The organism is Candidatus Poriferisodalis sp., from assembly GCF_965204125.1.
In the GTDB taxonomy this organism is placed as follows: Bacteria; Actinomycetota; Acidimicrobiia; order Acidimicrobiales; family Poriferisodalaceae; genus Poriferisodalis.
This window is the reverse complement of sequence record NZ_OZ241968.1, coordinates 2,382,086-2,404,023: the sequence shown is the minus strand read 5'-3', so window position 1 is coordinate 2,404,023 and position 21,938 is coordinate 2,382,086. Positions and strand designations below refer to the sequence as shown.

Genomic DNA, 21,938 nt, shown 5'->3' with positions numbered 1-21,938 from the left:
CCAGAATTTTTATGTTCATCTACCCACAATTTCCTCGGACTCATCGCCCCACATCTCGCGGCAGACCTCGTCGGCTGCGAACCCGAGGAGATCCTGCCGGGCCTGCGGACCTGGGGCATGCTTGAACGCTGCCGCTTCGCGGGCATCGTCATCCGGATGCACACCTGAATCAGGTTCTACAGCAAGGTCGTCCGTCGATCTTCCTGTACGACTGAGACTTCGAGGCGGCCATCGAGTCCTCGGGCGTATCGCTGGAGCACCTCGATGGTGGCGTTGCGGGAGCATTCGATCGCGGCGATCCGCGGTTGCGACACGCCGATTCTCTGGGCGAGGTCGCGCTGGGACAGGCCCGCGCTCTCACGCAGAGCGGTCAAGCCGGCTGCCACTCGCAGTTCATCCTCGATTTCGCGAACGCGTCGATCGGCGCCTGGCGCTTGGAGGACCTGCTCCTCCCATTGTTCAAAACTCATCGTCGCTTCCTGTTGCTCATGCGCCTTCTGCTGGCCGGTCTGCTTGAGGTCCTCTTCGTCCGCGTCCCTGCGAACTTGGCTTGAGACTCGTCAAATGCCGAACTCCCCCTACTCCCCTTGAATCGTCTCGCGGTCGACGACAAGCCGCCCCAAGGAAGCTCTCTACTTGAACAGTTCTTCAGCCATCTCGTAGTCGTCAGCCAGCTTCGGGACACGCTGGTCGAATGTCAGCGCGCCCTTGGTGTCACGATCTGTCCAGTAACGGCCGCGCAGCGCTTGCACCGGTGCACCCGACAGACTCAGGATCGCCCCGCCACGGTGAATGCCGCTTCTGGGGAACGCCGTAGTCGCTCGCGTTGACGATCCGGTAATCAACGAGGTAGCCAGAGTCTTCGAGACGGGCGGCCATGGTCCGCACGATCTCCGACTCGTCACCGAGCGCCATTCCCGGGACGTTCTCCATGAGCACGGCCTTCGGTTGAATGCGCTCCGCTATCTCCAACATCGCTGCCCAGAGGTCGCGTCGCTCGTCCTCACGTGGCCGAACGCCTTGCTCCACGAGTGACCGAAGCTTGGGCTGTCCTGCCAGCGAGAACGGCTGGCAGGGAGGTCCGCCGGCAAGCACATCGACATCCAGTCCCTCAAGCAGGTCCGAGACTTGCTCGATGCCTGCCGTGTCGGACAAGTCGAGATCTAGAGCAAGCCCGGGAAAGTTTGCGCGATGTGTCGCCAAGGAGTGCTCGTCGTGATCGACGGCCAAGATGACTTGGATGCCCGCATTCTCGAGCCCCAGGGACAACCCGCCTGCGCCGCAGAAGAGATCTACGCCGACTGGTCCATCAATCCCTCCTACCCAGTCGCGCCAGTCGTCTCGACTAGGCGCGTTCGGGTGCCGCTCCAAGCGCAGGGAGTCTGACGGTGCGTGGGCAGCTCGATTGCGAGGCCGGTCTTCAGACGACGATGCCGGTTGCAGCGAAACTTGCGGCGACACGGCAGTGACCGTACCAGCGGGGTGTCACACTCAATCGATTTTGGTACTGAACAAGATCATCCCTGCTCATGTAGCCGGACGGCAGACGGTCGGCTGCCGCCGGTGACATGACCAATGCCGTCGACGGCATGCATTTGCAAAGCGGCTGCGCGCCATCGACGGTGCAAGCAAGCCGTGGGTGGGCGATACAGGAGTCGAACCTGTGACCTCTTGCGTGTCATGCAAGCGCGCTAACCAACTGCGCCAATCGCCCGAAGGGCGATGCAAGCTAACGCAGCGCCCTGAGGGCGACTCACGCTAGCACCCTGCCCATATGGCTCGGCCGACGCCTTCAGCCTGCTCGGGGTCCGGCCGGCCGGCGAGGCGGAGACCGGATTCGAACCGGCGTACACGGCTTTGCAGGCCGCTGCCTAACCACTCGGCCACTCCGCCCGGGACTTCGCAGGGTAGTGGTCTGCCCCCCGAATGACGGCGGCATTTTCGGTTGCGTCAACCGCTGCGCTTCACGAGCCGATCGGCGACGGCGCACCCCTGCTCCGCCGCCCCGCACCGCTGCTCCCATACACTCGGCAGCCAAGGCAGTTCGCCGTGTGGCCCCACTGCCCAGCGTTGTCGCAGTTCGCGTAGCTGGCAGCGCAACCCTTGGGCCACGACCTTCGAAAAGACCCCCGTGACAACATTCAGTGAACTAGGCGTACCCGAACCCCTCTGCGACACCCTGGCTGATCAAGGAATCACCGAACCGTTCGCCATCCAGGAATTGACCATCGGCGAAGCTCTCGCCGGCCGAGACGTCTGCGGCAAAGCCAAGACGGGTTCCGGCAAGACGCTTGCGTTCAGCCTGCCCATGCTGGCGCTGACGCCACGTGCCGCCGACGGCCACCCCACCACCCTCATGCTCACGCCGACCCGCGAGCTGGCGAACCAGATCGCCGCCGTAGTCGAGCCGCTGGCCAAGGCAGCCGACCTGCGGTCGATCGCCACCTACGGCGGCACCAATCTCGACCGCCAAATCGAGCTGCTGTCGGGCGGCATGGACGTCGTCATTGCCACGCCCGGACGGCTCATCGATCTCATCGACCGCGGCGCAGTCAACGTGTCGGGCATCCAGCGGGTGGTAGTCGACGAAGCCGACCGGATGGCCGACATGGGGTTCCTGCCCCAGGTCGAGTGGGTGCTGCGCCACATCGACGGCCAGCACCAGACCCTGCTGTTCTCGGCGACACTCGACGGCGTGGTGGACACGCTGGTGAAGCGGCACCTGCGAGACCCGGTCTTCCACGAAGTCACCGAACGCGAGGTGACCGTGTCGGAGATGGGGCACCTGTTCATGTCGGTGCACAAGATGGACCGGGTACGGGTCGCTGCCCGCATCATCGGGGCGAACGGGCGCACGCTGCTGTTCACCCGCACGAAGCGGGGCGCCGACCAGCTCACTCGTGAACTGCGAGAGGCCGGGGTGCAAGCAGGCGCCATTCACGGCGACCTGCCCCAGGTCAAGCGGGAGCGTGCGCTCGCCAATTTCGCCAAGGGCAAGCTGGCCGCGCTGGTGGCTACCGATGTCGCCGCCCGCGGGCTGCACATCGATGAGGTCGACGTGGTGGTGCACTACAACGTGCCCCCCGAGCACAAGACCTACCTGCACCGCTCCGGTCGGACGGCTCGCGCAGGCCGCAGCGGCACCGCCGTCACCATGTTCCTGTGGGACGAAGAGCTCGAGGTGCGCCAGCTGCAGCGTCGGCTCGGCCTGCGGTTGCGGCTGCACGACATGTTCTCGAACGACGAGCGTCTTGACGATCTCGCGGCGTTCGCGGCCAGCAGCGACAACGCCAGCCGCTGAAATTCCCTTTAGACGGGCCAGAAGCGACCGGTACCCTTGCCTATCCAGCGGCAATCTGGCCGCTGGAACCCGGCCTCCGGAATCGAAGGCCCAGGACGAAGGCTCAGCTGTGGACAGTGCGAGGCGCGCGAGCGCCCCGAACGACGATGCGGCGGCCTGGCCGCTGCCCGCCTCGGGTGCATGGCACCCGGGCCTCGGCGCGGGCGAGCGGCAGTTCTTCGAGCTCTCGCCGGATCGTCCGTTCACGCTGGAGGGCGGCGGCGTACTCCACAAGCCAGTGCTCGCGTACGAGACCTGGGGCGCACTCGACGCTGACGCATCCAACGCGGTGCTGGTCTGCCATGCCCTGACCGGCGATGCGCACGCTCATGGCGCAGCACACCCGCCCGCTCAGATCACCGAGGGTTGGTGGAACGACTTCATCGGCCCCGGCCGCCCGCTCGACACCAACCGCTACTTCATCGCGTGCGCCAACGTGCTCGGCGGCTGCCAAGGCAGCACCGGCCCGTCGTCGCTGAACCCGTCCACCGGCGAGCGCTACGGGCCCGATTTTCCTGTAGTCACCAACCGCGACGTCGTGCGTTCGCAGTGGGCGCTCGGCCGGCACCTCGGCATCGACCGCTGGCTCAGCGTCGTGGGCGGTTCGATGGGGGGCATGGCCGTGCTGGAGTGGGGCGTCACGTACCCCCAGCGGGTCGGCTCGCTGGTCGTGATCGCCGCTTCAGCGGAGGCATCCGCGCAGCAGATCGCCTGGAGCAAGGTCGGGCGGCAGGCGATCTATGACGACCCGAACTTCAGGGACGGTCGCTACTACGACGCACCCGACGGCGACGGGCCCCATCGTGGTCTCGCCAATGCACGGCGGATCGCAATGATCCACTACCGCTCCGGCGACGAGTTCGATCGCCGGTTCGCCCGCCATAGCGAGGATCCGGTGCTTCCGCTGCGGCTTGAGCAGCGCTTCGACGTTGAGAGCTATCTCGACTACCAGGGGGCGAAGTTCGTGCCCCGCTTCGACGCCAACACTTACCTGGTGCTCAACAAGATGATGGACCTGCACGACGTCGGGCGGGGCCGCGGCGGCATCGATGCCGCTCTCGCACGCATCGTCGCGCCGACCATGGTGATGAGCGTGCGCACCGATTTCCTCTACCCGCGACCCCAGCAGCTCAGGATCGTCGAGGCGCTGCGGAGCCGCGGCACGATGCGAGTCGAGCACGTCGACATCGACAGCGACAACGGCCACGACGGCTTTCTCACCGAGCCCGACCAGACCGGCCCGCCGATGGGCGAGTTCATCGACGACATCTACAAAAGCGATGCGGGTTCTGCGGGAGCGACCCGTTGATCGGCGTGGGCTTGGCGCTGCTGGCCGATGGGCATACCAGCGTGCCGTCGGAGGCCGTCGGCTCGGGCTTGGGCGTGTGGTGGCTGCTGGTGGCGGTGCTGGGCGCGCTCACCGCGGCGAGCGGAACCGGATTCGTCGTGTACTTGCGCCGAACGGCCCCACGACGGTGGCAAGGTGACGTGAGCACCGCGGCTGAGCCATCATGAGAGCCAGAACGACATGAGCGAGAACTTCGACCCACAGGAAATGATCACCCGCTTCGCCGAGCGTGCCGAGGCGGTGCGCAAGCGCAACCTGCCCGCCATCGGGGGCGAGGAACGGCGTCACTTCATCCGTCAGGCCGAACTGGACTTCATGGACTACGCCATGATCGGTGATGCCAGCGCCACCCTCGACGACGGGATCCTGACACTGCGCATCGACCTGCGGCCCCCTGAGGAGTAGCCCGCCCGAGGCACCCGGCCGGAGCGGCCACACCCTGCTGAATCCACGCATCGCTGCGGTAGGCGCTTGCTACAGTGATCCGCCGCGCGGATGTAGCTCAGTTGGTTAGAGCGCAACCTTGCCAAGGTTGAGGTCGCCGGTTCGACCCCGGTCATCCGCTCCAGGATCCATGACGGGAGAACAACATGGGTGCACTTGACGGACGTGTCGTGCTGATCACCGGCGCGGGCCGCGGCATCGGCCGTGAGCATGCGCTGCTGATGGCGTCGGAGGGGGCGAAGATCGTCGTGAACGATCTCGGCGGCTCCGCCGACGGCACCGGCGCGGACCAGGGACCTGCGCAAGAGGTGGTGTCCGAGATCGAGGCCATGGGCGGTGAGGCCGTAGCGAACGGCGACAGCGTCACCGACTGGGAGGGCGCCCAGCGCATGGTGAATCAGGCCGTCGAGGCCTTCGGCGACCTGCACGTGCTGGTCAACAACGCGGGGATCCTGCGCGACCGTGTCGTGGTCAACATGACCGAGCCGGAGTGGGACGCCGTCGTGGAAGTGCACATGAAGGGCCACTTCTGCCCGACCCGGTGGGCGGCTGCATATTGGCGTGAGCAGTCCAAGGCAGGCAAGGAAGTCAACGGCTCGATCATCAATACGGCATCAGGCGCGATGCTCGGCAACCTGGGTCAGTTCAACTACACGGGCGCCAAGGCGGGCATTGCTGCGATGACGCTCGTGGCAGCCGGCGAGCTCGCCCGCTACAACGTGCGCGTCAACTGCCTGGCGCCGGTGGCACGCACCCGCCTGACGCTGCAGACGCCCGGGCTGGGTGACGTGGTGAAGGCGCCCGACGACCCCGCGCAGTTCGATGTGTACGACCCGGCCAACGTCAGCCCGCTGGTGGCGTACCTCTCAACGGCAGACTGCCCGTTCACTGGCGGGGTGTTCCATGTGGGCGCCAACGAGGTGGGCCTCTACCAGGGCTGGTCGCTGTCAGACGACGACATCATCGTCACCGAGGGGCGCTGGACTGTCGAAGGTCTGACCGCCATGGCTCCCCGGCTGAACGAGGGCCGTTCGAAGCTGGCTTCGGTAGCCACCTCGATCGGGGACACCTTCAAGAACTACGGCCAGCGCGAACCCACGGCATAGCACATTGGGTGCTCCGCGCTCCCGGGGTGGGCGGGGGCAGGGGTACCCATGCTCAAACAGATGAAGCGCCTTGTGGTCACGTCGCGTGGGCTTGGGGGCGCTTCATAACTGCGCGTGGGTACCCCTGCCCCCGCCCACCCCTCGGCGGTCCGGTTCTTTGCCCTACCTGAGAATTCGCTCGTGAATTTCCGGGTTCAGGTGTGACAATGGACTTGTGAACGCGCTCGGGCTCGCCAAGCATCAGGGTCTCGGCAACGACTTTCTCGTCGCTCTGTTGAGTGACGCCGAGAAAGCTGATCTCGAACGGCGCGTCCGCGACTTGGCCGAGCTCGCCCGAGCGACCTGCGATCGACGCACGGGCATCGGTGCCGACGGCTTGATCCTGGCTACTGGCATGAGTGTTACGCAACCGAACTCGGCTTCGGAGGCTGACGAAACAGCTTCCAGACCACAAGTCAGGCGCGTAGAGATGACGCTGTTCAACTCGGACGGATCGCGAGCGGAAGTGAGCGGCAACGGACTCGCGTGCTTGGCCAATGAGGTCGCCCGCACCTTCGTTGGGGGCATGGAGATTAGTGACGGTGCCGAATCGCCCGACGAGCTTCTCGCACTCACCGTTGACACGGCAGACGGAGCGAGGCGCGTGACCTTGAGTGCCGAACTCGCCACAGCCGAGGGCGGCTCCCTTGAACTGGTCGAACCGCTCGCCGAAGTCCACATGCCTCACGTGGCCCCCGGACCGGACATCTCGGCCTCACTCGACGAGCACATCAGGCGGGTCCTCGGAAGCGTGCAGCGGGAGACCGGCGACGTCGGCAATCCGCATCTCGTCATCAACGCTGGTCGGCCGATCAGCGCACGCGACACCGCCGATCTCGGTGCAGCGTTTGAAGCACATTTTCCCCGCGGCATCAATGTCGAGTTCATCTGGCAGACCGAGCAAGAGGACTCTGATTCGGCGGACTCGTCGTCGATCGGCATGTCCGTCTGGGAACGCGGCGCAGGGTTAACGCAGGCGTGTGGCACCGGTGCGGTCACTGCTGCGGTGCGTGCACGGGACTGGGGTCTCGTGGCGCCCGACGCAGAAACTCTCATTGAGATGCCCGGCGGCGAGGCGACCGTCTCGACCGACGAAGTCGACGGTCACCCCATCCTCAGCGTCTGGGTAGAGCACCTCGGCAACCATGTGTGGCCACTAGACGCACCGTCACTGGATTCTTGATGGCTGATTCTGAGCAGGTTTCTCAGGGCTCGGACGAGAGTCATCGGGGGGGCTTTGGGGAGTTTGGGGGGGCTGAGTCGGGGCTGATTGATCGGGCCTTTCGGGAGCAGATCGTGCTGGTGGGGGTGCAGCTGGCGGAGCGGACTGCTGACGAGGTGGACGCCAACCTCGACGAGCTGGAGCGGTTGGTCGACACTGCCGGGGCGGACTCGGTGGAGCGGATTGTTCAGCGGCGGGATGCGCCCGACCCGGCGACGTTTGTGGGGCGGGGGAAGGCTGACGAGATCCTCGATGCGTCGCTTGAGCACGACGCTGACACCGTGGTGTTCGACGACGAGCTGTCGCCGGCCCAGCAGTTCAACCTGGAGCGCATTCTGAAGCGCACCGCGCTGGACCGCACTGCGGTAATCCTCGACATCTTCGCCCAGAACGCCACGACGCTCGAGGGCAAGGCGCAGGTGGAATTGGCTCAGCTTCGCTACCGGCTCCCCCGGCTGCGCGGCCGCGGGCGGCAGCTCTCGCAGCAGGCGGGCGGCATCGGCACGCGGGGACCGGGCGAGACCCAGCTCGAGGTGGACCGGCGTCGTATCCAACGGCGGCTGGCGCGGCTAGAGAAGGACCTGCGGGGGCTGCGGCGGACCCGGCTGAACCAGCGCAAGTCGCGCCGGCGCTCCCGCTACCACACGGTTGCGATCGTGGGTTACACCAACGCCGGCAAGTCGACCCTGCTGCGGCGCCTGACCGGTGCCAATGTGCTGGTGGAAGATCGGCTGTTCGCGACGCTCGACGCCACCACCCGGCGGCTGCAGCTGCCCGGCGGCGAGACAGTGCTCGTCACCGACACGGTCGGGTTCATCAAGAAGCTGCCCACCTCGCTGGTCGAGGCGTTCATGTCGACGCTGGAGGAGGTGGCCGAGGCCCACCTGCTGGTGCACCTCGTCGACGCCTCGGCGGCGGAACCGGAGATGCACATCGATGTGGTGCGCTCGGTGCTGCGCGAGATCGGCGCTGGGGACATCGACGAACTCATCGCGTTCAACAAGTGCGATGTTGCCGACGACGGCACAGTCGGACAGCTGCTGGAGCGCTACGAAGGCTCCCGTGCGATCTCAGCCAGCAGTGGCGACGGTGTCGAGGACCTCCTGCTCGCTGTCGGAGATCGGCTGCGACATCTCACGGAAGTCACCGAGTTGCGCATCCCGTACAGCCGCGGCGACGCCCTCGCAGCCGTCCACCGCGAAGGCGAGGTGCTCTCGGAGACTCACGACGACGATGGGACCGTCGTACGCGCGCGGCTGGACGACGTCGCCCGCAGCCTGTTCGCCGAGTTCGTCATCGACGTTGACGCCTGGGAATGAGAACCTCGCGCCGGTGCCATTTTGTACAATTCGTACATGATCGAAGTTGCAGTGAGCGAAGCACGAAACCGGCTGGCCGAGGTGATCGACGACACTCGCCGGTCGGGCGAGCCGGTTTCGGTGACGAAGCGCGGCCGACGCGTGGCAGTGATACTGAGCTCGGAGGCCTTCGATCAGCTCGTTGACCGCGCCGACGAGCTCGATGACCGCCGCGAGCTTGAGGCAGCTCGAGCTGAGGACGACTACGTGCCCTGGGACGAGGTCAAGGCCGCGCTGGGACTGGGGTGAGCCGATACCGCGTCCGCCTCGCACGCCGCGCGGTCAAGTCGATTGCTCGGCTGCCGCGCGCAGAACAGCAGCGCATTCGAGCAGCCATCGACTTACTGGCAGATGAGCCGAGACCTCCCGGATGCGTGGCACTCACCGGCGAGGCGGGCGTGTACCGGGTGCGGGTGGGCGACTATCGCATTCTCTACGAGGTCGTCGACGAGCGCCTGCTCATCCTGGTGGTCCGCGTCGGCCACCGCCGCGATGTCTATCGGCGCTGATGCGGCCTGCGACGGGGGCCCTCGCTGCGCGGATCGACATCACCTCCACGTCAACGGGACTGTCTGGACGCAGATCAGTGCACACTGATGCGGTGAACGCACGCGCCGGGTATGTGCCGCCACCGTATCCCTATGACCGGCTGGACGAGCTGAAGCCGCTCGCTGAGCGACATGACGGCGGGCTGGTGGACCTCTCCATCGGCACGCCGGTGGACCCGCCCGCGCCGGCTGTGCTGGCAGCGCTGGGAGCGTCGGATTCCGAGCGCGGCTACCCGCCGTCGATCGGCACGCCCGAGCTTCGGGAGGCCGCCACGCGCTGGTGCACCGAACGGCTCAGTGTGCAGGTCGACGCCGATGCAGAAGTGGCAGCGACGATTGGCTCGAAGGAGTTCGTGGCAGGGCTGCCGCACTGGCTGCGATTGCGAACTCCCGAACGGGACACCGTGCTCTTCCCCGAGATCAGCTACCCCAGCTATGCAATGGGAGCTGAGCTGGCCGGCTGCCGAGCAGTGCCTGTGCCGGCTGACGAACACTGGTCGATCCAGCTCGACGCCATCTCCGATGCCGACGCCGAGCGGGCCCTGGTGCTCTGGGTCAACACACCCGGCAATCCCGCCGGCGGCCTTGATGATCTCGATGCTGCTGCGCGCTGGGGACGCGAACGGGATGTGCCTGTCTTCAGCGACGAGTGCTACGCAGAGTTCACCTGGGACGGGCCTCCACGCACAATCCTGACGCCGGCCTCCGCGGCCACGGCCGGCGACTCAACTGGCGGCGATGAGCGCGGTGCAGAGTCGGGCAGCAGCGTGCGCGCTGAGGTCGACGGCGTGGTGGCGGTTCATTCGTTGTCCAAGCGGTCGAACCTGGCGGGTGTAAGGGTGGGCTTCTACGCGGGCGATCCCGAGCTCGTGCATTTCCTGCGAGAGGTTCGCAAGCACGCCGGCTTCATGGTTCCAGGTCCCGCGCAGGCGGCGGCGGTCGCTGCGCTGGCGGATCAGGTCCATGTCGCAGCGCAGCGAGAGCGATACCGGAACCGGCTGGAGCGCCTCGCGCGCATCGTGGGCCGTTTCGGCCCCGAGCCTGCGCTGCCGCGCGGTGGCTTCTACCTCTGGGCCGCGGCCCCCGACGGCGACGCTTGGGCGTTCACTCGTACGCTGCTCAGCGAGGCAGGCATTCTCGTTTCGCCGGGCGAGTTCTACGGACCCGCCGCAGCCGATCGTGTTCGGGTCGCAGCCGTGCTGACCGACGATGCGCTCGACATGGTCGAATCCCGCCTCGGCTGAACCTTCGATCACCAGTTGAAGCTCGGTGCGTCCGGAGGCCTTCAGGGTTCAAGTTGCTCGACCCGATCGGCCATCTCCGCAGCACTTTCGTGCGGAATCCAGATGATCCTGGGGTCACGGGCGAACCAGCGCTGCTGGCGACGGGCAAATCGCCGGGTGCGTGCGATTGCGACCTCGAGTGCATCGTCCAGCGTGCACTCCCCTGCCAGATGCGCCCGCAGCTCCTTGTAGCCGAGCGCTTGCGCTGCGGTGCGCGACAGCGGTGCCGCGGGCTGGGAGGGCGCTTGAGTGGACCAGTCCCCCACGCCGGCTGCCGACCCCGGCTCGTTCGACGTGTGGTCGCTCATGAGCCGGCGCACTTCCTCCACGAAGCCCGCCTCGATCTGCTGCCGGTAGCGCTGCGCGATGCGCTGGTCGAGCGTGTCCCGGTCGATCTCGACGCCGACGATCCGGTACGGCACCGGCGCATAGCTGGTCAGCCCCGGACCGTATGACGAGAACGGTCGGCCGGTGCCTAAGCACACGGACAGCGCCCGGACGATCCGCCGCAGGTTCGTCGGCTCCATGCGTGAGGCGGCCAGAGGATCCAGCTCGGCCAGTCGACAGTGCAGGGCGACGGTCCCTTCCGGCTCACCGGCGGCACACGCCTCGGCCTCGAGTTCGGCGGCGATCGAGGGGAATTCCGGGGGCGGCGTGAGACCGTCTATGACGGCGCGCAGGTACAGGCCGGTGCCACCGACCAGCAATGGGACCGCGCCGCGGTCTGCGATGTCGGACATCGCAGCTTCGAACGCAGTGGCGTAGTCGACCACGGTGAACCGCTCTGCGGGATCGACAAGGTCGATGAGGTGGTGCGGCACGTCGGCCTGCTCGGCGGCCGTAGGTTTGGCGGTGCCGATGTCCATGCCCCGGTACACCTGCATCGAGTCGACCGACACCAATTCCGTCATACCCGCAATGTCTGGCCGAAAGCGGGCACGCCTGGCCAATTCCATCGCGAGCGCCGATTTGCCCGACGCCGTCGGGCCCACGATGACCAGGGGCCGATGGCCGCTGTCGCCACCCATGGCGTCCTGCCTCTCAGCGGGCGGCAACCGGGATGCGGGTGCGGTGTCGCGCCGGGGCGATGACCTCGATGAGCTCGCCGCTGAGGTGGAACGTGGCGGCGTCGGTCACCCGCACCCGCGCATAGGTGCCGGTACGCAGCGGCTCAGTCGACGCGAAGTGGACGAGACGGTTCTGGCGCGTGCGGCCGGTAAGCGTGCCCGGATCTCGCTTCGACGGTCCCTCCACAAGCAGCTCTTCGACACGACCCACCCGGGATTCGTTGCCCCGGCGTGCAGAGCGCTCGATCACGGCTCGCAGCCGTTCCATGCGGTCAGCAGATACCTCGGGGGCCACGAACCCGTCGACCATCTCTGCGGCTTCGGTGCCGGGCCGCGGCGAGAACACGAACGTGAACGCGCTGTCGAAGCGGGCCGCCGCCACCAGTTCGAGCGTGTCAGCGAAGTCGCGCTCGGACTCGCCGGGGAATCCCACGATGATGTCGGTGCTGACCGCGAGGTCGTCGACGGCGGCGCGGGCGGCCTCCAGCCGCTCTAGGTAGCGCTGGGCGGTGTAGCCCCTGTGCATTGCCCTCAGCACTTCGTCGCTACCGGACTGCAGGGGCAGGTGCAGGTGCTCGCACACCGCTGGCGTCTCGGCCATGGCTGCTATGACGTCGGCCCGCAAGTCCTTTGGGTGCGGACTGGTGAATCGCACTCGCTCGATGCCGTCGACTGCGCCAACCGCCCGCAGCAGATCGCCGAACAGCGGGCGGGCCGTGCGTCGCCCGCTGGCCCAGGTCTCGCCGGCTCGCCACGCGGCATCGGCGGGTCCGTCCGCGCCAGACGCACCGTTCGTGCGGCGGAGTGCCAGGGTCACGTCGCGGCCGTAGCTGTTGACGTTCTGCCCCAGCAGCGTCACCTCGCTGACGCCGTCGGCTGCCAGGCGGCCCACCTCGTCGATGAGCTCGCCGAACGGCCGGGAAATCTCCCGGCCGCGCACCGAGGGCACGATGCAGAACGCGCAGGTGTTGTCGCAGCCGATCTGGATTGTGACCCATGCAGCGTGCTGTGCATCCCGTCGCACAGGCAGCGCGGAAGGGAACTCGTCGGACTCAGCCAGGATCTCCGTCACGGGGCCTGAGACGCGGGCCTCGCCCAGCAAGTCGGCAGCACGGGCCACGTTGTGCGTGCCGAACACCACGTCGACGTGAGGCGCCCGCTGCCGCACGAGATCCTGGTCCTTCTGCGCCAGGCAGCCGGCGACAGCAATCTGCACCTCGGGTCGTTCCTCCTTGAGGCGCTTGAGATGCCCGAGCTGCCCGTAGAGCTTGTTGTCGGCGTTCTCTCGGATGCAGCACGTGTTGAGCACGATGACGTCGGCGTCAGCCATCGTGGGCGCGGCCACAAGATCGTCGGCTTCCAGCAGGCCAGCAATCCGCTCGGAGTCGTGCTCGTTCATCTGGCACCCGTAGGTGCGCACGAAGTAGCTGCGCCGGCCCCCGTCGTCGCCCACTCGCTCGCCCGCAGTCACGGCGTCAAGGCTAGGGGCGCGCCCAAAGGCGGAAGGCAGGTTGAACTCAGTCAGATCAGCGCGGTCAACGCCGGGTGAAGGCGAAGTTCTCCGACATGTTGTCGCGGGCGTGTGCCATGAAGCCCAGGTATTGCTTGATGTTGCCGTTGAAGTTGCCGTCCTGGCGGCGGTTCTCGGCGCCCTCGAAGTTGTAGTAGCCGGGAGTGCAGTCGCGGTTGCGGGTGGTCTTGCCGCGGTTGGCGATGACTTGCTGCACCCACCATTCCTCGGTCTCGGGCAAGCAGTCCATTGACTGCAGGCCGCTGCTGCGCACGAAATCGATGCATTCGGAAATGTGCTCGCCCTGGCTGTTGAGCACGTCGGTCAGGTTGAACGCGAAGAACGCCTGGTAGCCGCCCATAATGAACAGGTTCGGGTAGCCGGCGGTGTGGATGCCCAGCAGCGTGCGGATGCCGTCTGCGTACTTGTCGTTCAGCTCCAGGTCGTGCTCGCCCACGATGCGGTTGTAGATGCCGGTCTGCTGCACTTCAAACCCGGTGGCGTAGATCAGCAGGTCGAGTTCGTATTGCTCGCCGTCGAAGAGCGGGCCCTGCTCGGTAATCTGGGTGATGCCCTTGCCCTGGGTGTCAACCAGGTGCACATTCGGCCGGTTGAACGTGGGCAGGTAGTCGTTGTGGAAGCACGGCCGCTTGCACATGAGCATGTACCAGGGCTTGAGCGCCTCGGCCGTCGCCGGGTCTTCCACGACCTCATCGATGCGTCGGTGGATGCGCATCATGGCGTCGATGTTGGCGTTCTCCTGGCGGCGGATCTTCTCCTCGCGTGACATCGCCGCGCGGCGTGCCTTCTGCTCATCGCTGAGGCGAGGCCCGGCCATCGCTCGCTCGCGCCGGCGCGCCTGCCAGCCCGGCTTCAGCTTCGCCGCCCAGTCCTGGTCGGTCTCCCAGTCGTCGCGGATGTCGATTGAGGACGGCGTCCGCTGGAAGACGTACAGCTCCTTGGACATCTCGCCAAGCTGAGGGATGGCCTGCACGGCGGTCGCGCCTGTGCCGATGATGCCGACCCGCTTGTCGCCGAGGTTCTCGAGATCGGCGCCGGTGTAGTCGTAGTCCCACCGCGACGTGTGGAAAGAGTGTCCGGCGAACCGCTCCATACCTTCGATGACGGCCAGCTTCGGCTTGGCCAGGGTCCCATTGGCGCAGATGACGAACTGGGCGGTGATCTCATCGCCGCGGTCGGTGCCGATGCGCCATAACTCTGCCTCGCCGTCCCAGACGGTCGAGGTCACGGTGGTCTGAAACATCGCCAGGTCGTAGAGGTCGTATTTGCGGGCGATCAGCCGGCAGTACTCGTAGATCTCGTCGCCGGTGGCGTAGTGCCGGGACGGCACGTAGCCGGTCTCGTCCAGCAAGGGCAGGTAGTCGTATGAGACGACGTCGCAGGCCACTCCCGGGTACCGGTTCCAGTACCAGGTGCCGCCGACATCGGCGCCGCGCTCGACGATGCGAATGCTCTCCACGCCCTTGTGGCGCAGCCGGGCTGAGGTCAGCAGTGCCGAGAACCCGCCCCCGATGAACAGCACCTCAACCTCGTCGTGCACAGGCGGTCGTTCGATGCGCTCACTCGCATACGGGTCTTCCTCGTAGCGGGCGAATTCGCCGACGAACTCTGACGTGTAGATCTGCGTGCCCGGAGGCCGGTAGCTCAGCCGCAGATCGCGTTCTTCAGCGAACCGCTGCTTGATGTCGTCGTAGTACGACTGCGGCGGGCGGCCGTCGACGTCGCGGGAATAGTCGAAGTTGAAGACGTTCTGCGGCTTGTCGGTCTTCTGTTTGTCGACCTTCTGCTTCCCGGTCTGCTGCGCCACCTGACTCTCCCCGATCCGAGGCTCCTGATCCGAAGCCGGATCGCCCCGCTCGCCTACGACCGGATCAGGCTACGACAACACCGCCGTGCGGTGCCGGTTCGTCAGGATGGCCCATGGGCCGCCCGCTGTGGCACCTGTATCGAGCAGATCGGGGCGTCAGTCGACGCTGGCACCCTCGGAGCGTGCTGACTGCGCATCGTCGAGGCGGTCGAGCACGTCGGCATCGTCGTCTGCCTCGCCATCGGCCCCGATGCCGAGCGCGGTGCGGATCCGGCCGTCGATCTCGACGGTGACCTCGGGATTCGCGATCAGGAACTTCTTGGCGTTCTCGCGGCCCTGACCCAGCTGCTCGCCCTCGTAGGTGTACCAAGCACCCGACTTCTTCACGATGCCGTGCTCGACACCCACGTCGAGTAGCGAGCCCTCACGGCTGATGCCCTGCCCGTACATGATGTCGAACTCGGCCTGGCGGAAGGGCGGCGCCACCTTGTTCTTGACGACCTTGACGCGGGTGCGACCGCCCACGACCTCGCCCTCGACCTTGATGGCCTCGATGCGGCGGATGTCGATCCGCACGGACGAATAGAACTTCAGCGCCCGGCCGCCCGAGGTGGTCTCGGGACTGCCGAACATCACGCCGATCTTCTCGCGCAGCTGGTTGATGAACACGCAGATCGTCTTGGTCTTGTTCAGGTTGGCGGTGAGCTTGCGCAGCGCCTGGGACATGAGGCGCGCCTGCAGGCCGACATGGGTGTCGCCCATCTCGCCCTCGATCTCGGCCCGTGGCGTGAGTGCCGCCACCGAGTCGACGACCACGACATCGATGGCGCCCGAGCGGATGAGCATGTCGGTGATCTCGAGCGCCTGCTCGCCGGTGTCGGGCTGGGAGATCAGCAGCTCGTCGACATCGACGCCGATGTTCTTCGCGTACACCGGATCCATCGCATGCTCGGCGTCGACATAGGCGCACACGCCGCCGGTTCGCTGCGCCTCGGCCACCAGGTGCATGGCGAGCGTGGACTTGCCCGATGCCTCCGGGCCGTACACCTCCACCACCCGGCCGCGAGGAAAGCCCCCGATGCCGAGCGCCAAGTCGATCGCGAGGCTGCCCGAGGAGATCGCCTCGACCGCCATGTGGTGCTTCTCGCCCATCTTCATCACGGACCCGTCGCCGAACTGGCGGCGGATCTGCGTGAGTGTCATATCCAGCGCTCGGTCCCGTTCTGTGTCTTGCTGACTCATGTCGTCCTCCTCGGACTCCCGTTCGGCCACACCCGATGTGCGATGCCGTCTTGGGGCACCGTAGAAGCGGGGTGTGACACATCTCGGGTGATTTTCTGCCGGTCCCGAATGACAGCAATGTAGTTCCGAACATCAGTTCGTGTCAAGCCTTGAGCCGCCGTGCGGCGAGCACGCCATCGTGTCGCGCACATGTGGCACGCTGCGCCCCATGAGTCCCCCTGCTGAGCAATCCACTGCGATGACCGACAGCGACTTCGAGCTGCTGGGAATCGAGCGCGACGCGGGTGTCGTGTTCGCCACCATCGACGCTCCGCCGATCAACGTGATGACGCCGGCGCTGTTCCGCGAACTCGCGAAGTTCAGCGTTCACGTCGCCGATGACGACTCGGTGCGAGTGGTGGTGCTCCGCAGCGACAACCCGGACTTCTTCATCGCCCACTTCGACGTGACGGCCATCCTGGGCTACCCCACCGATGGTCCCGCCGAGCGGCCCACAGAACACGTCGGGTTCCACGCCATGTGCGAGACGTACCGCACCATGCCCAAGGCCACCATCGTCGAGATCGGCGGGCGGGTCGGCGGCGGCGGCAGCGAGCTGTCGATGTCGTGCGACATGCGCTTCGGCGCGCTCGACCGCACGGTCATCAACCAGATGGAGGTGCCGATCGGCATCCTGCCCGGCGGCACCGGCACGCAGCGGCTCCCCCGTCTGGTCGGGCGCGGCCGCGCCATGGAGGTGATCCTCGGCGGCGTCGACATCGATGCTCGCACGGCGGAGCAGTGGGGTTACCTCAACCGGGCACTGCCCGCTGATGAGCTGCGGCCGTTCGTCACCGAGCTGGCGTATCGCATCGCGAAGTTCCCGCCCCAAGCCGTCGCCCTGGCCAAGCAAGCCGTCAATGCGGCCGACGAACTTCCTCTCAGGGACGGCATGTTCGAGGAGCGGTACCTCTTCCAGCGGCTCCTGCGCACCCCGGAGGCGCAGCCCGCCATGGAACAGTTCATTGAACTGGGCGGCCAGACGCGCGACGGCGAGATGCGGGTCGGCGACCTCGTGGCCGGCATCGACACCCGCGGCTCCGCTGACGGCGACAGCACAGACGACTGAGTTCCATTCCTGTGGCAGATGCCGCTCCCCCGCTCGCGAGCCAGCCTGAGCTGATCGACTCGTGGCGCGCCTGGCTGGTGGCGGTCGGCGCCGGCCTGTCGTGCGGCGTGGCCTTCGGCACCATCTACACCTTCGGCGCGTTCATCGAGTCGATGTCGGCCGAATTCGGAACCGGCCAGGGCGGCACCTCGGTCATGATCGGGATCGCCACGCTCCTGTTCTTCAGCACCGGGATCATCTCGGGCCCGCTGCTGCATCGGCTGGGGCCGCGGCCGCTGCTGGCAGTGGGCGGCGCGATGTTCGTAGCCGGCTTAGTCCTGACCTCGACGGTGTCGCAGATCTCGCACGGCTACGTGGTGTACGGCATCGGCTGCGGCTTCGGAGCGGGTCTGTTCGTCTCGCCGTTGTTCGCGACCGCAGCGTCGTGGTTCCTGCGGAACCGGGCAGTGTCTCAAGGGCTGGTCGCGACCGGGCCCGGCCTGGGCACCATGTTCCTGGTACCGCTCGCCGAGCGCATGATCGAGAACCTGGGCTGGCGCGAGGCCTTCCGGTGGCTGGCCGTCATCGCAGCTATCACTTACATCGTGTGCTTCGTGCTGGTGCGGCGCACGCCGATCGTCGCGACCGCTCATCCGCGCGACCACGTTCGCCGCGTCTGCCGGACGAAGGCGTTCTGGCTGCTGACGATCGGCTCCGCGCTGTTCGCGGTGCCGGTGATCGGCTCGCTCGCTGCCATCATCCCCTTCGCCCGCTCGGTCGGCATCAGTGCCAGCGCAGCAGCCCTGCTGCTGTCGGTCGTCGGCGGCGCGAGCATCGTCGGGCGCCTGCTGCTGACCAGCTTCGCCCGGGCCCTCGGGTCGGTGCGCTTGCTGACGATCTCGTTCGGCATGCTGCCGGTCGCGTACGTGATCTGGTTCTTCGCATCCGATCGCTACTGGCAGATCGTCGTGTTCGCCGTCTTGCTGGGCGTGGGCTACGGCGGCTTCGTCGCGCTGCAGGGCGATGTCACGCCGCACCTGTTCGGCGTCGCAGGCATCGGGTCGGTCCTGGGCCGCCTGTTCTTCTGCTACGGCATCGGGAGCATGGTGGGCCCGATCCTGATGCTCACCATGCACGAGCAGACCGGCGGGACGCTCGTGCCCATCGCGGTCGTGGCAGTGTTCGCCTTGGCGGGAACGCTGGTCATCTCGAGACTGACCCGCGATCCGGTGCCGCTCGAGCCGGCCGAGGGCCCGCCGGCAAGGCGCTCACCGGTGCAGCTGTCGCCGCCCAGCGTCTGGATGCCGGTGCCGGCGAGCAGCGGCATCGTCCGCTGAGAGCGGGCAGCGACATCGGCGGCTGAAGACGGGCAGCGGGCGCCGCGCGGCTCTATCGTCGTGCGCCGTGGAACGACCGCTCGAAGACGTGCTTGTGCTGGATCTGACCCGCGCGGTCGCGGGGCCGATCACCGGTCGCCTGCTGGCGGATCTGGGCGCTCGCGTCGTCAAGATCGAGCCTCCCGATGCCGACCTCACCAGGTTCATCGTTCCCAACGTCGACGGGTTCTCGCCCTACTTCGCCCAATTCAACGTCGGAAAGGAATGCATCTCGCTCGACCTGACACAGCCCGCCGGCCGCGACGTGCTGCTGTCGATGGTCCCCAAGGCCGACATCGTGCTGGAGAACTACCGGCCGGGAGTGCTCGACAAGCTGGGGCTGGGCTACGACGTGCTCAGCGAGATCAACCCCGGCATCATCGTGGCGTCTGTCTCGGGTTGGGGGCACGGCAACAGCCGCAGCGGCCGGGGAGCGTTTGCGTCGGTGCTGCACGCCGAGGCCGGCGTGACCGAGATGGTCTCCCGGCGGCGGGGAGGGGACGCCTACCGCAACGACCCGATGTCGCACGCCGACACCTACACCGGGCTGCATGCTCTGGGCGCCGTTCTGGCGGCGCTCCACATGCGCATGCGGACCGGGCGCGGCCAGACCGTCGAGGTGTCGATGGCCGAGAGCACGCTGATGTGCAACGACCAGGCCGCGACCGACCTGACCGGCCAGGATCCGATGATCGGTTTCAAGGGCGGGCAGAACTGGGCGGCGGTGTACGCGCTGTCAAACGGCCGGCACGTCACCGTGACACTCGATCTCACCGCCAACTTCGGCTTCAAGGTGATCGCGGCAGCGATGAACCGGCCAGATCTGCGCGACGACCCGCGTTTCGCCCGCATTGAGGATCGCGTCCTGCATCGCGACGAGATCGAAGCCATCTTCGGCGAATGGGTGAGCCAGTTCGACAGCGCCGAGGCGGTCGAAACAGCGATCGGCGTGAAGTCGGTGATGGCAGCAGAAGTGCGCACCGTGGCTGAACTCGCCGAAACCGACTGGGCCGCTGAGCGCGGCGCTTTTGTCGACATCGTGGGGGGCGAAGCCGCCGCACCGATGACCGTTCCGCAATCGCCGTGGCGGTTCAGGGCAGCCGATGCAGGCGTGGCGCCGGGAGCCGTCGCCGGTGACCGGGGTCAGCACAATCGCGAGGTGTTGCGCGAGCTCGCCGGCCTCGACGACAGAGCGATCGATGCGCTCGAAGACCAGGGCATCGTGTCTGCCGGCGAGGCCATCCGCCGGCCGAACGCTGCGGGGCGCCGGTAATCCGGCGGTCACGCCCGGCCCCGGCCGGACTCAGTTCAGAATCGTCGAGCCGATGTGGTCGACGAAGGCGGCTACTTCGTCGACGGTTTGGCCATTCGGCAGCAGCACCAGGCGGTCCACGCCCATCTCGGCGAAACGCTCGACCATCTCCGGTGTCGGCCGCACCCGCGGCGTCACGGTGATCTCCAGCCTGCCGAGTTCGGCGGGCCGGTCGTAGCGGGCGCCTGCCTCCGACAGACCGTCGATGCAGCGCTGCGTGGCGTCGTAGTCGAGCGCGAACCCGTACCAGCCCTCGCTCATCGTGACCGAGCGCCGGTAGGCGGGCGCTGTGTGGCCGCCCATCACCACCGGCGGACCCGGCTGCTGGACCGGCCTCGGTCGGGCCTGCACATCGGAGAAGCTGACAAACTCGCCGTCATACGCCGGTGCGTCCATCGACCAGATGGCCCGCATCGCCTCGATGTACTCCTCGGTGCGGCGGGCACGGTCTTCCATCGGGATGCCCAGCGCCTCGAATTCCGGCCCGAGATACCCCACGCCGACGCCGAACAGCAGCCGGCCGCCCGACAGCACATCCACGCTGGCCAGTTCTTTGGCCAGCACGAGCGGGTTGCGCTGGGGAACGATGATGATGCCGGTGCCCAGCTTGATCTCGCTGGTGAGCGCCGCGACATACGCGAGCGCAACGGCGGGATCGAGCATCGGATGCAGCGGCGGCAGCGGTGAAGGCGGCGCCTGCGGGTCGGGCAGCACCACGTGCTCCCCCGTCCACACCGACTCGAAGCCCGCTTGCTCGGCGGCCACGGCTATGCGCCCAGCCCCCTCGGCGCCGGCTGCATCGCCCAGCGCCCCCATGTTGATCTGAAACAGACCGATCTTCATCTCGTGCTCCCGTCGTCGGAGTGTCGTGTGGTGTGGTGTTGCGCTGCCGTCAGCGGAAGTTGGGTGCTACTTCGTTGATGAACAGGTCCATGGAGTGCTTCTTGGATTCCATCGGGCCGAAGGTGAAGTCGGGAATGATCAGCTCGTCGACGCCCACCTGCCGGTACTGCTCGACGACCTCGCTGACCTCATCGGGAGTGCCGACGATGGTGGCCCGGCCCAGGTCCATGGCACGGAAGCGGTCCAGCTTCGCCGAGTCCTCATTGATGAACAGCAGTGCGCACGCCGAGCGGCTGATCTCGCCGGGGTCGCGGCCGATCGCTTCGCAGTGCCCGTCGAGCACGCTGCACAGATCCGCTATGTCATCGGGCATGCCCCAGTAATTCCATTCGGTGGCCCAGCGAGCAGTGGTCCGGAGCGTGCGCTTCCGACCGCCGCCGCCGATCAGCAGGGGAACCGGCGACTGCACCGGCTTGGGGTCGAGCGGCGCCCCGGCCAGCGTGTAGTGCTCGCCGTCGAAGCTCGTGCGTGTGTTGCCGAGCAGCGAGCTGATGATCTCGACGGCCTCGTCGAAGCGGTCCATGCGGCTGCGCAGCGTGCCGAAGTCGAATCCGTACGCCTCGTGCTCGTTCTCCTGCCACCCGGCGCCGATGCCCAGCACCACCCGGCCGCCCGACAGATGGTCGATCGTGGTGGCGATTTTGGCGGTCAGCGCCGGACTCCGGTACGTGTTGCCGGCCACGAGCGGGCCGAGGCGCACCCGGGGCACGGCCACCGCGAGCGCCGCGAGCACCGACCACGCCTCGTGGACCGGCTGGTCCACGTTCTCCTCGTTGGGCATGAAGTGGTCGGCGAACCACAATCCGTCCCAGCCCGTGGCCTCGGCGTGCTGGCAGCACTCGATGACCGCCGAGGTCTCTTGGTCGTTCTTCGTCCAGAATCCGAAACGCATCGGGACAGCCTGCCATCCAGAGATCGCGTTCGC

At 66.9% G+C, this 21,938-nt stretch carries 21 protein-coding genes and 3 tRNA genes; 14 read left to right on the top strand and 10 right to left on the bottom strand.

The window, feature by feature from the left end; genetic code table 11:
* Positions 1-176: 176 nt before the first annotated feature.
* From ACOGXD_RS11230 to ACOGXD_RS11215, 4 genes are all read right to left on the bottom strand, one after another.
* Entirely contained in the window at positions 177-470 is a 294-nt protein-coding gene (locus tag ACOGXD_RS11230) for a helix-turn-helix domain-containing protein (RefSeq protein ID WP_419915137.1), read from the bottom strand.
* 244 nt (positions 471-714) lie between these two features.
* The gene (locus ACOGXD_RS11225) at positions 715-1,461 is read right to left on the bottom strand and encodes a DNA cytosine methyltransferase (protein ID WP_419915136.1); all 747 of its coding nucleotides are present in this window, start codon (positions 1,459-1,461) and stop codon (positions 715-717) included.
* A gap of 179 nt (positions 1,462-1,640) precedes the next feature.
* Positions 1,641-1,714 (bottom strand) — tRNA-Val (locus tag ACOGXD_RS11220).
* A 108-nt stretch (positions 1,715-1,822) separates the two neighbouring features.
* Positions 1,823-1,893: transfer RNA gene (locus ACOGXD_RS11215), tRNA-Cys, on the bottom strand.
* Between the two features lie 238 nt (positions 1,894-2,131).
* On the opposite strand from ACOGXD_RS11215, the gene ACOGXD_RS11210 reads away from it, so the two are divergent.
* The 11 genes from ACOGXD_RS11210 (at position 2,132) to ACOGXD_RS11160 (ending at position 10,649) form a co-directional block, all read left to right on the top strand.
* Entirely contained in the window at positions 2,132-3,301 is a 1,170-nt protein-coding gene (locus tag ACOGXD_RS11210) for a DEAD/DEAH box helicase (protein ID WP_419915135.1), read from the top strand.
* Between the two features lie 109 nt (positions 3,302-3,410).
* Positions 3,411-4,649, top strand: a complete 1,239-nt coding sequence (metX, locus tag ACOGXD_RS11205) for a homoserine O-acetyltransferase MetX (protein ID WP_419915134.1) — start codon at positions 3,411-3,413, stop codon at positions 4,647-4,649.
* Complete coding sequence (locus ACOGXD_RS11200; protein ID WP_419915133.1) at positions 4,646-4,855, top strand: hypothetical protein; 210 nt, start codon at positions 4,646-4,648, stop codon at positions 4,853-4,855. Before metX ends, ACOGXD_RS11200 begins: the two co-directional genes overlap by 4 nt.
* A gap of 13 nt (positions 4,856-4,868) precedes the next feature.
* Positions 4,869-5,093: a hypothetical protein gene (locus ACOGXD_RS11195; protein ID WP_419915132.1), complete on the top strand. Its 225-nt coding sequence runs from the start codon at positions 4,869-4,871 to the stop codon at positions 5,091-5,093.
* An 86-nt stretch (positions 5,094-5,179) separates the two neighbouring features.
* Positions 5,180-5,256: transfer RNA gene (locus ACOGXD_RS11190), tRNA-Gly, on the top strand.
* Positions 5,257-5,278: 22 nt separating this feature from the next.
* A complete protein-coding gene (locus ACOGXD_RS11185) occupies positions 5,279-6,238 on the top strand; it encodes an SDR family oxidoreductase (protein ID WP_419915131.1) in 960 nt (319 codons plus the stop codon).
* A gap of 214 nt (positions 6,239-6,452) precedes the next feature.
* Positions 6,453-7,460 (top strand): diaminopimelate epimerase, encoded by a 1,008-nt coding sequence (gene dapF / locus ACOGXD_RS11180; protein ID WP_419915130.1) that lies wholly within the window; start codon positions 6,453-6,455, stop codon positions 7,458-7,460.
* A 113-nt stretch (positions 7,461-7,573) separates the two neighbouring features.
* Positions 7,574-8,818, top strand: a complete 1,245-nt coding sequence (gene hflX, locus ACOGXD_RS11175; protein ID WP_419915129.1) for a GTPase HflX — start codon at positions 7,574-7,576, stop codon at positions 8,816-8,818.
* A 36-nt stretch (positions 8,819-8,854) separates the two neighbouring features.
* Positions 8,855-9,106, top strand: coding sequence for a type II toxin-antitoxin system Phd/YefM family antitoxin (locus ACOGXD_RS11170; RefSeq protein WP_419915128.1), 252 nt, complete (start codon positions 8,855-8,857; stop codon positions 9,104-9,106).
* Positions 9,103-9,366 (top strand): type II toxin-antitoxin system RelE family toxin, encoded by a 264-nt coding sequence (locus ACOGXD_RS11165; RefSeq protein ID WP_419915126.1) that lies wholly within the window; start codon positions 9,103-9,105, stop codon positions 9,364-9,366. Before ACOGXD_RS11170 ends, ACOGXD_RS11165 begins: the two co-directional genes overlap by 4 nt.
* Before the next feature lie 92 nt (positions 9,367-9,458).
* Complete coding sequence (locus tag ACOGXD_RS11160; RefSeq protein WP_419915124.1) at positions 9,459-10,649, top strand: aminotransferase class I/II-fold pyridoxal phosphate-dependent enzyme; 1,191 nt, start codon at positions 9,459-9,461, stop codon at positions 10,647-10,649.
* Positions 10,650-10,690: 41 nt separating this feature from the next.
* Here ACOGXD_RS11160 and miaA read toward each other — a convergent pair whose 3' ends face one another.
* The 4 genes from miaA to recA all read right to left on the bottom strand — a co-directional run bounded on the left by miaA (position 10,691) and on the right by recA (position 16,335).
* Complete coding sequence (gene miaA, locus ACOGXD_RS11155) at positions 10,691-11,716, bottom strand: tRNA (adenosine(37)-N6)-dimethylallyltransferase MiaA (RefSeq protein WP_419915122.1); 1,026 nt, start codon at positions 11,714-11,716, stop codon at positions 10,691-10,693.
* A gap of 13 nt (positions 11,717-11,729) precedes the next feature.
* Positions 11,730-13,226 carry a MiaB/RimO family radical SAM methylthiotransferase gene (locus ACOGXD_RS11150; RefSeq protein ID WP_419915120.1) on the bottom strand — a complete coding sequence of 499 codons (1,497 nt, stop codon included), beginning with the start codon at positions 13,224-13,226 and terminating at the stop codon, positions 11,730-11,732.
* A gap of 64 nt (positions 13,227-13,290) precedes the next feature.
* Positions 13,291-15,093 (bottom strand): flavin-containing monooxygenase, encoded by a 1,803-nt coding sequence (locus ACOGXD_RS11145; RefSeq protein WP_419915118.1) that lies wholly within the window; start codon positions 15,091-15,093, stop codon positions 13,291-13,293.
* A 156-nt stretch (positions 15,094-15,249) separates the two neighbouring features.
* Positions 15,250-16,335, bottom strand: coding sequence for a recombinase RecA (recA, locus tag ACOGXD_RS11140; RefSeq protein ID WP_419854021.1), 1,086 nt, complete (start codon positions 16,333-16,335; stop codon positions 15,250-15,252).
* Positions 16,336-16,543: 208 nt separating this feature from the next.
* Here recA and ACOGXD_RS11135 point away from each other — a divergent pair, with 208 nt between their 5' ends.
* The 3 genes from ACOGXD_RS11135 (at position 16,544) to ACOGXD_RS11125 (ending at position 20,071) form a co-directional block, all read left to right on the top strand.
* The gene (locus ACOGXD_RS11135) at positions 16,544-17,443 is read left to right on the top strand and encodes an enoyl-CoA hydratase/isomerase family protein (protein ID WP_419915116.1); all 900 of its coding nucleotides are present in this window, start codon (positions 16,544-16,546) and stop codon (positions 17,441-17,443) included.
* Positions 17,444-17,454: 11 nt separating this feature from the next.
* A complete protein-coding gene (locus ACOGXD_RS11130; protein WP_419915114.1) occupies positions 17,455-18,759 on the top strand; it encodes an MFS transporter in 1,305 nt (434 codons plus the stop codon).
* A 67-nt stretch (positions 18,760-18,826) separates the two neighbouring features.
* Entirely contained in the window at positions 18,827-20,071 is a 1,245-nt protein-coding gene (locus ACOGXD_RS11125; protein ID WP_419915112.1) for a CaiB/BaiF CoA transferase family protein, read from the top strand.
* 30 nt (positions 20,072-20,101) lie between these two features.
* Here the strand turns inward: ACOGXD_RS11125 and ACOGXD_RS11120 are convergent, their stop codons facing one another.
* The gene (locus ACOGXD_RS11120; protein ID WP_419915110.1) at positions 20,102-20,953 is read right to left on the bottom strand and encodes a TIGR03619 family F420-dependent LLM class oxidoreductase; all 852 of its coding nucleotides are present in this window, start codon (positions 20,951-20,953) and stop codon (positions 20,102-20,104) included.
* Positions 20,954-21,002: 49 nt separating this feature from the next.
* Entirely contained in the window at positions 21,003-21,905 is a 903-nt protein-coding gene (locus tag ACOGXD_RS11115) for a TIGR03560 family F420-dependent LLM class oxidoreductase (protein WP_419915108.1), read from the bottom strand.
* Between the last annotated feature and the right edge of the window lie 33 nt (positions 21,906-21,938).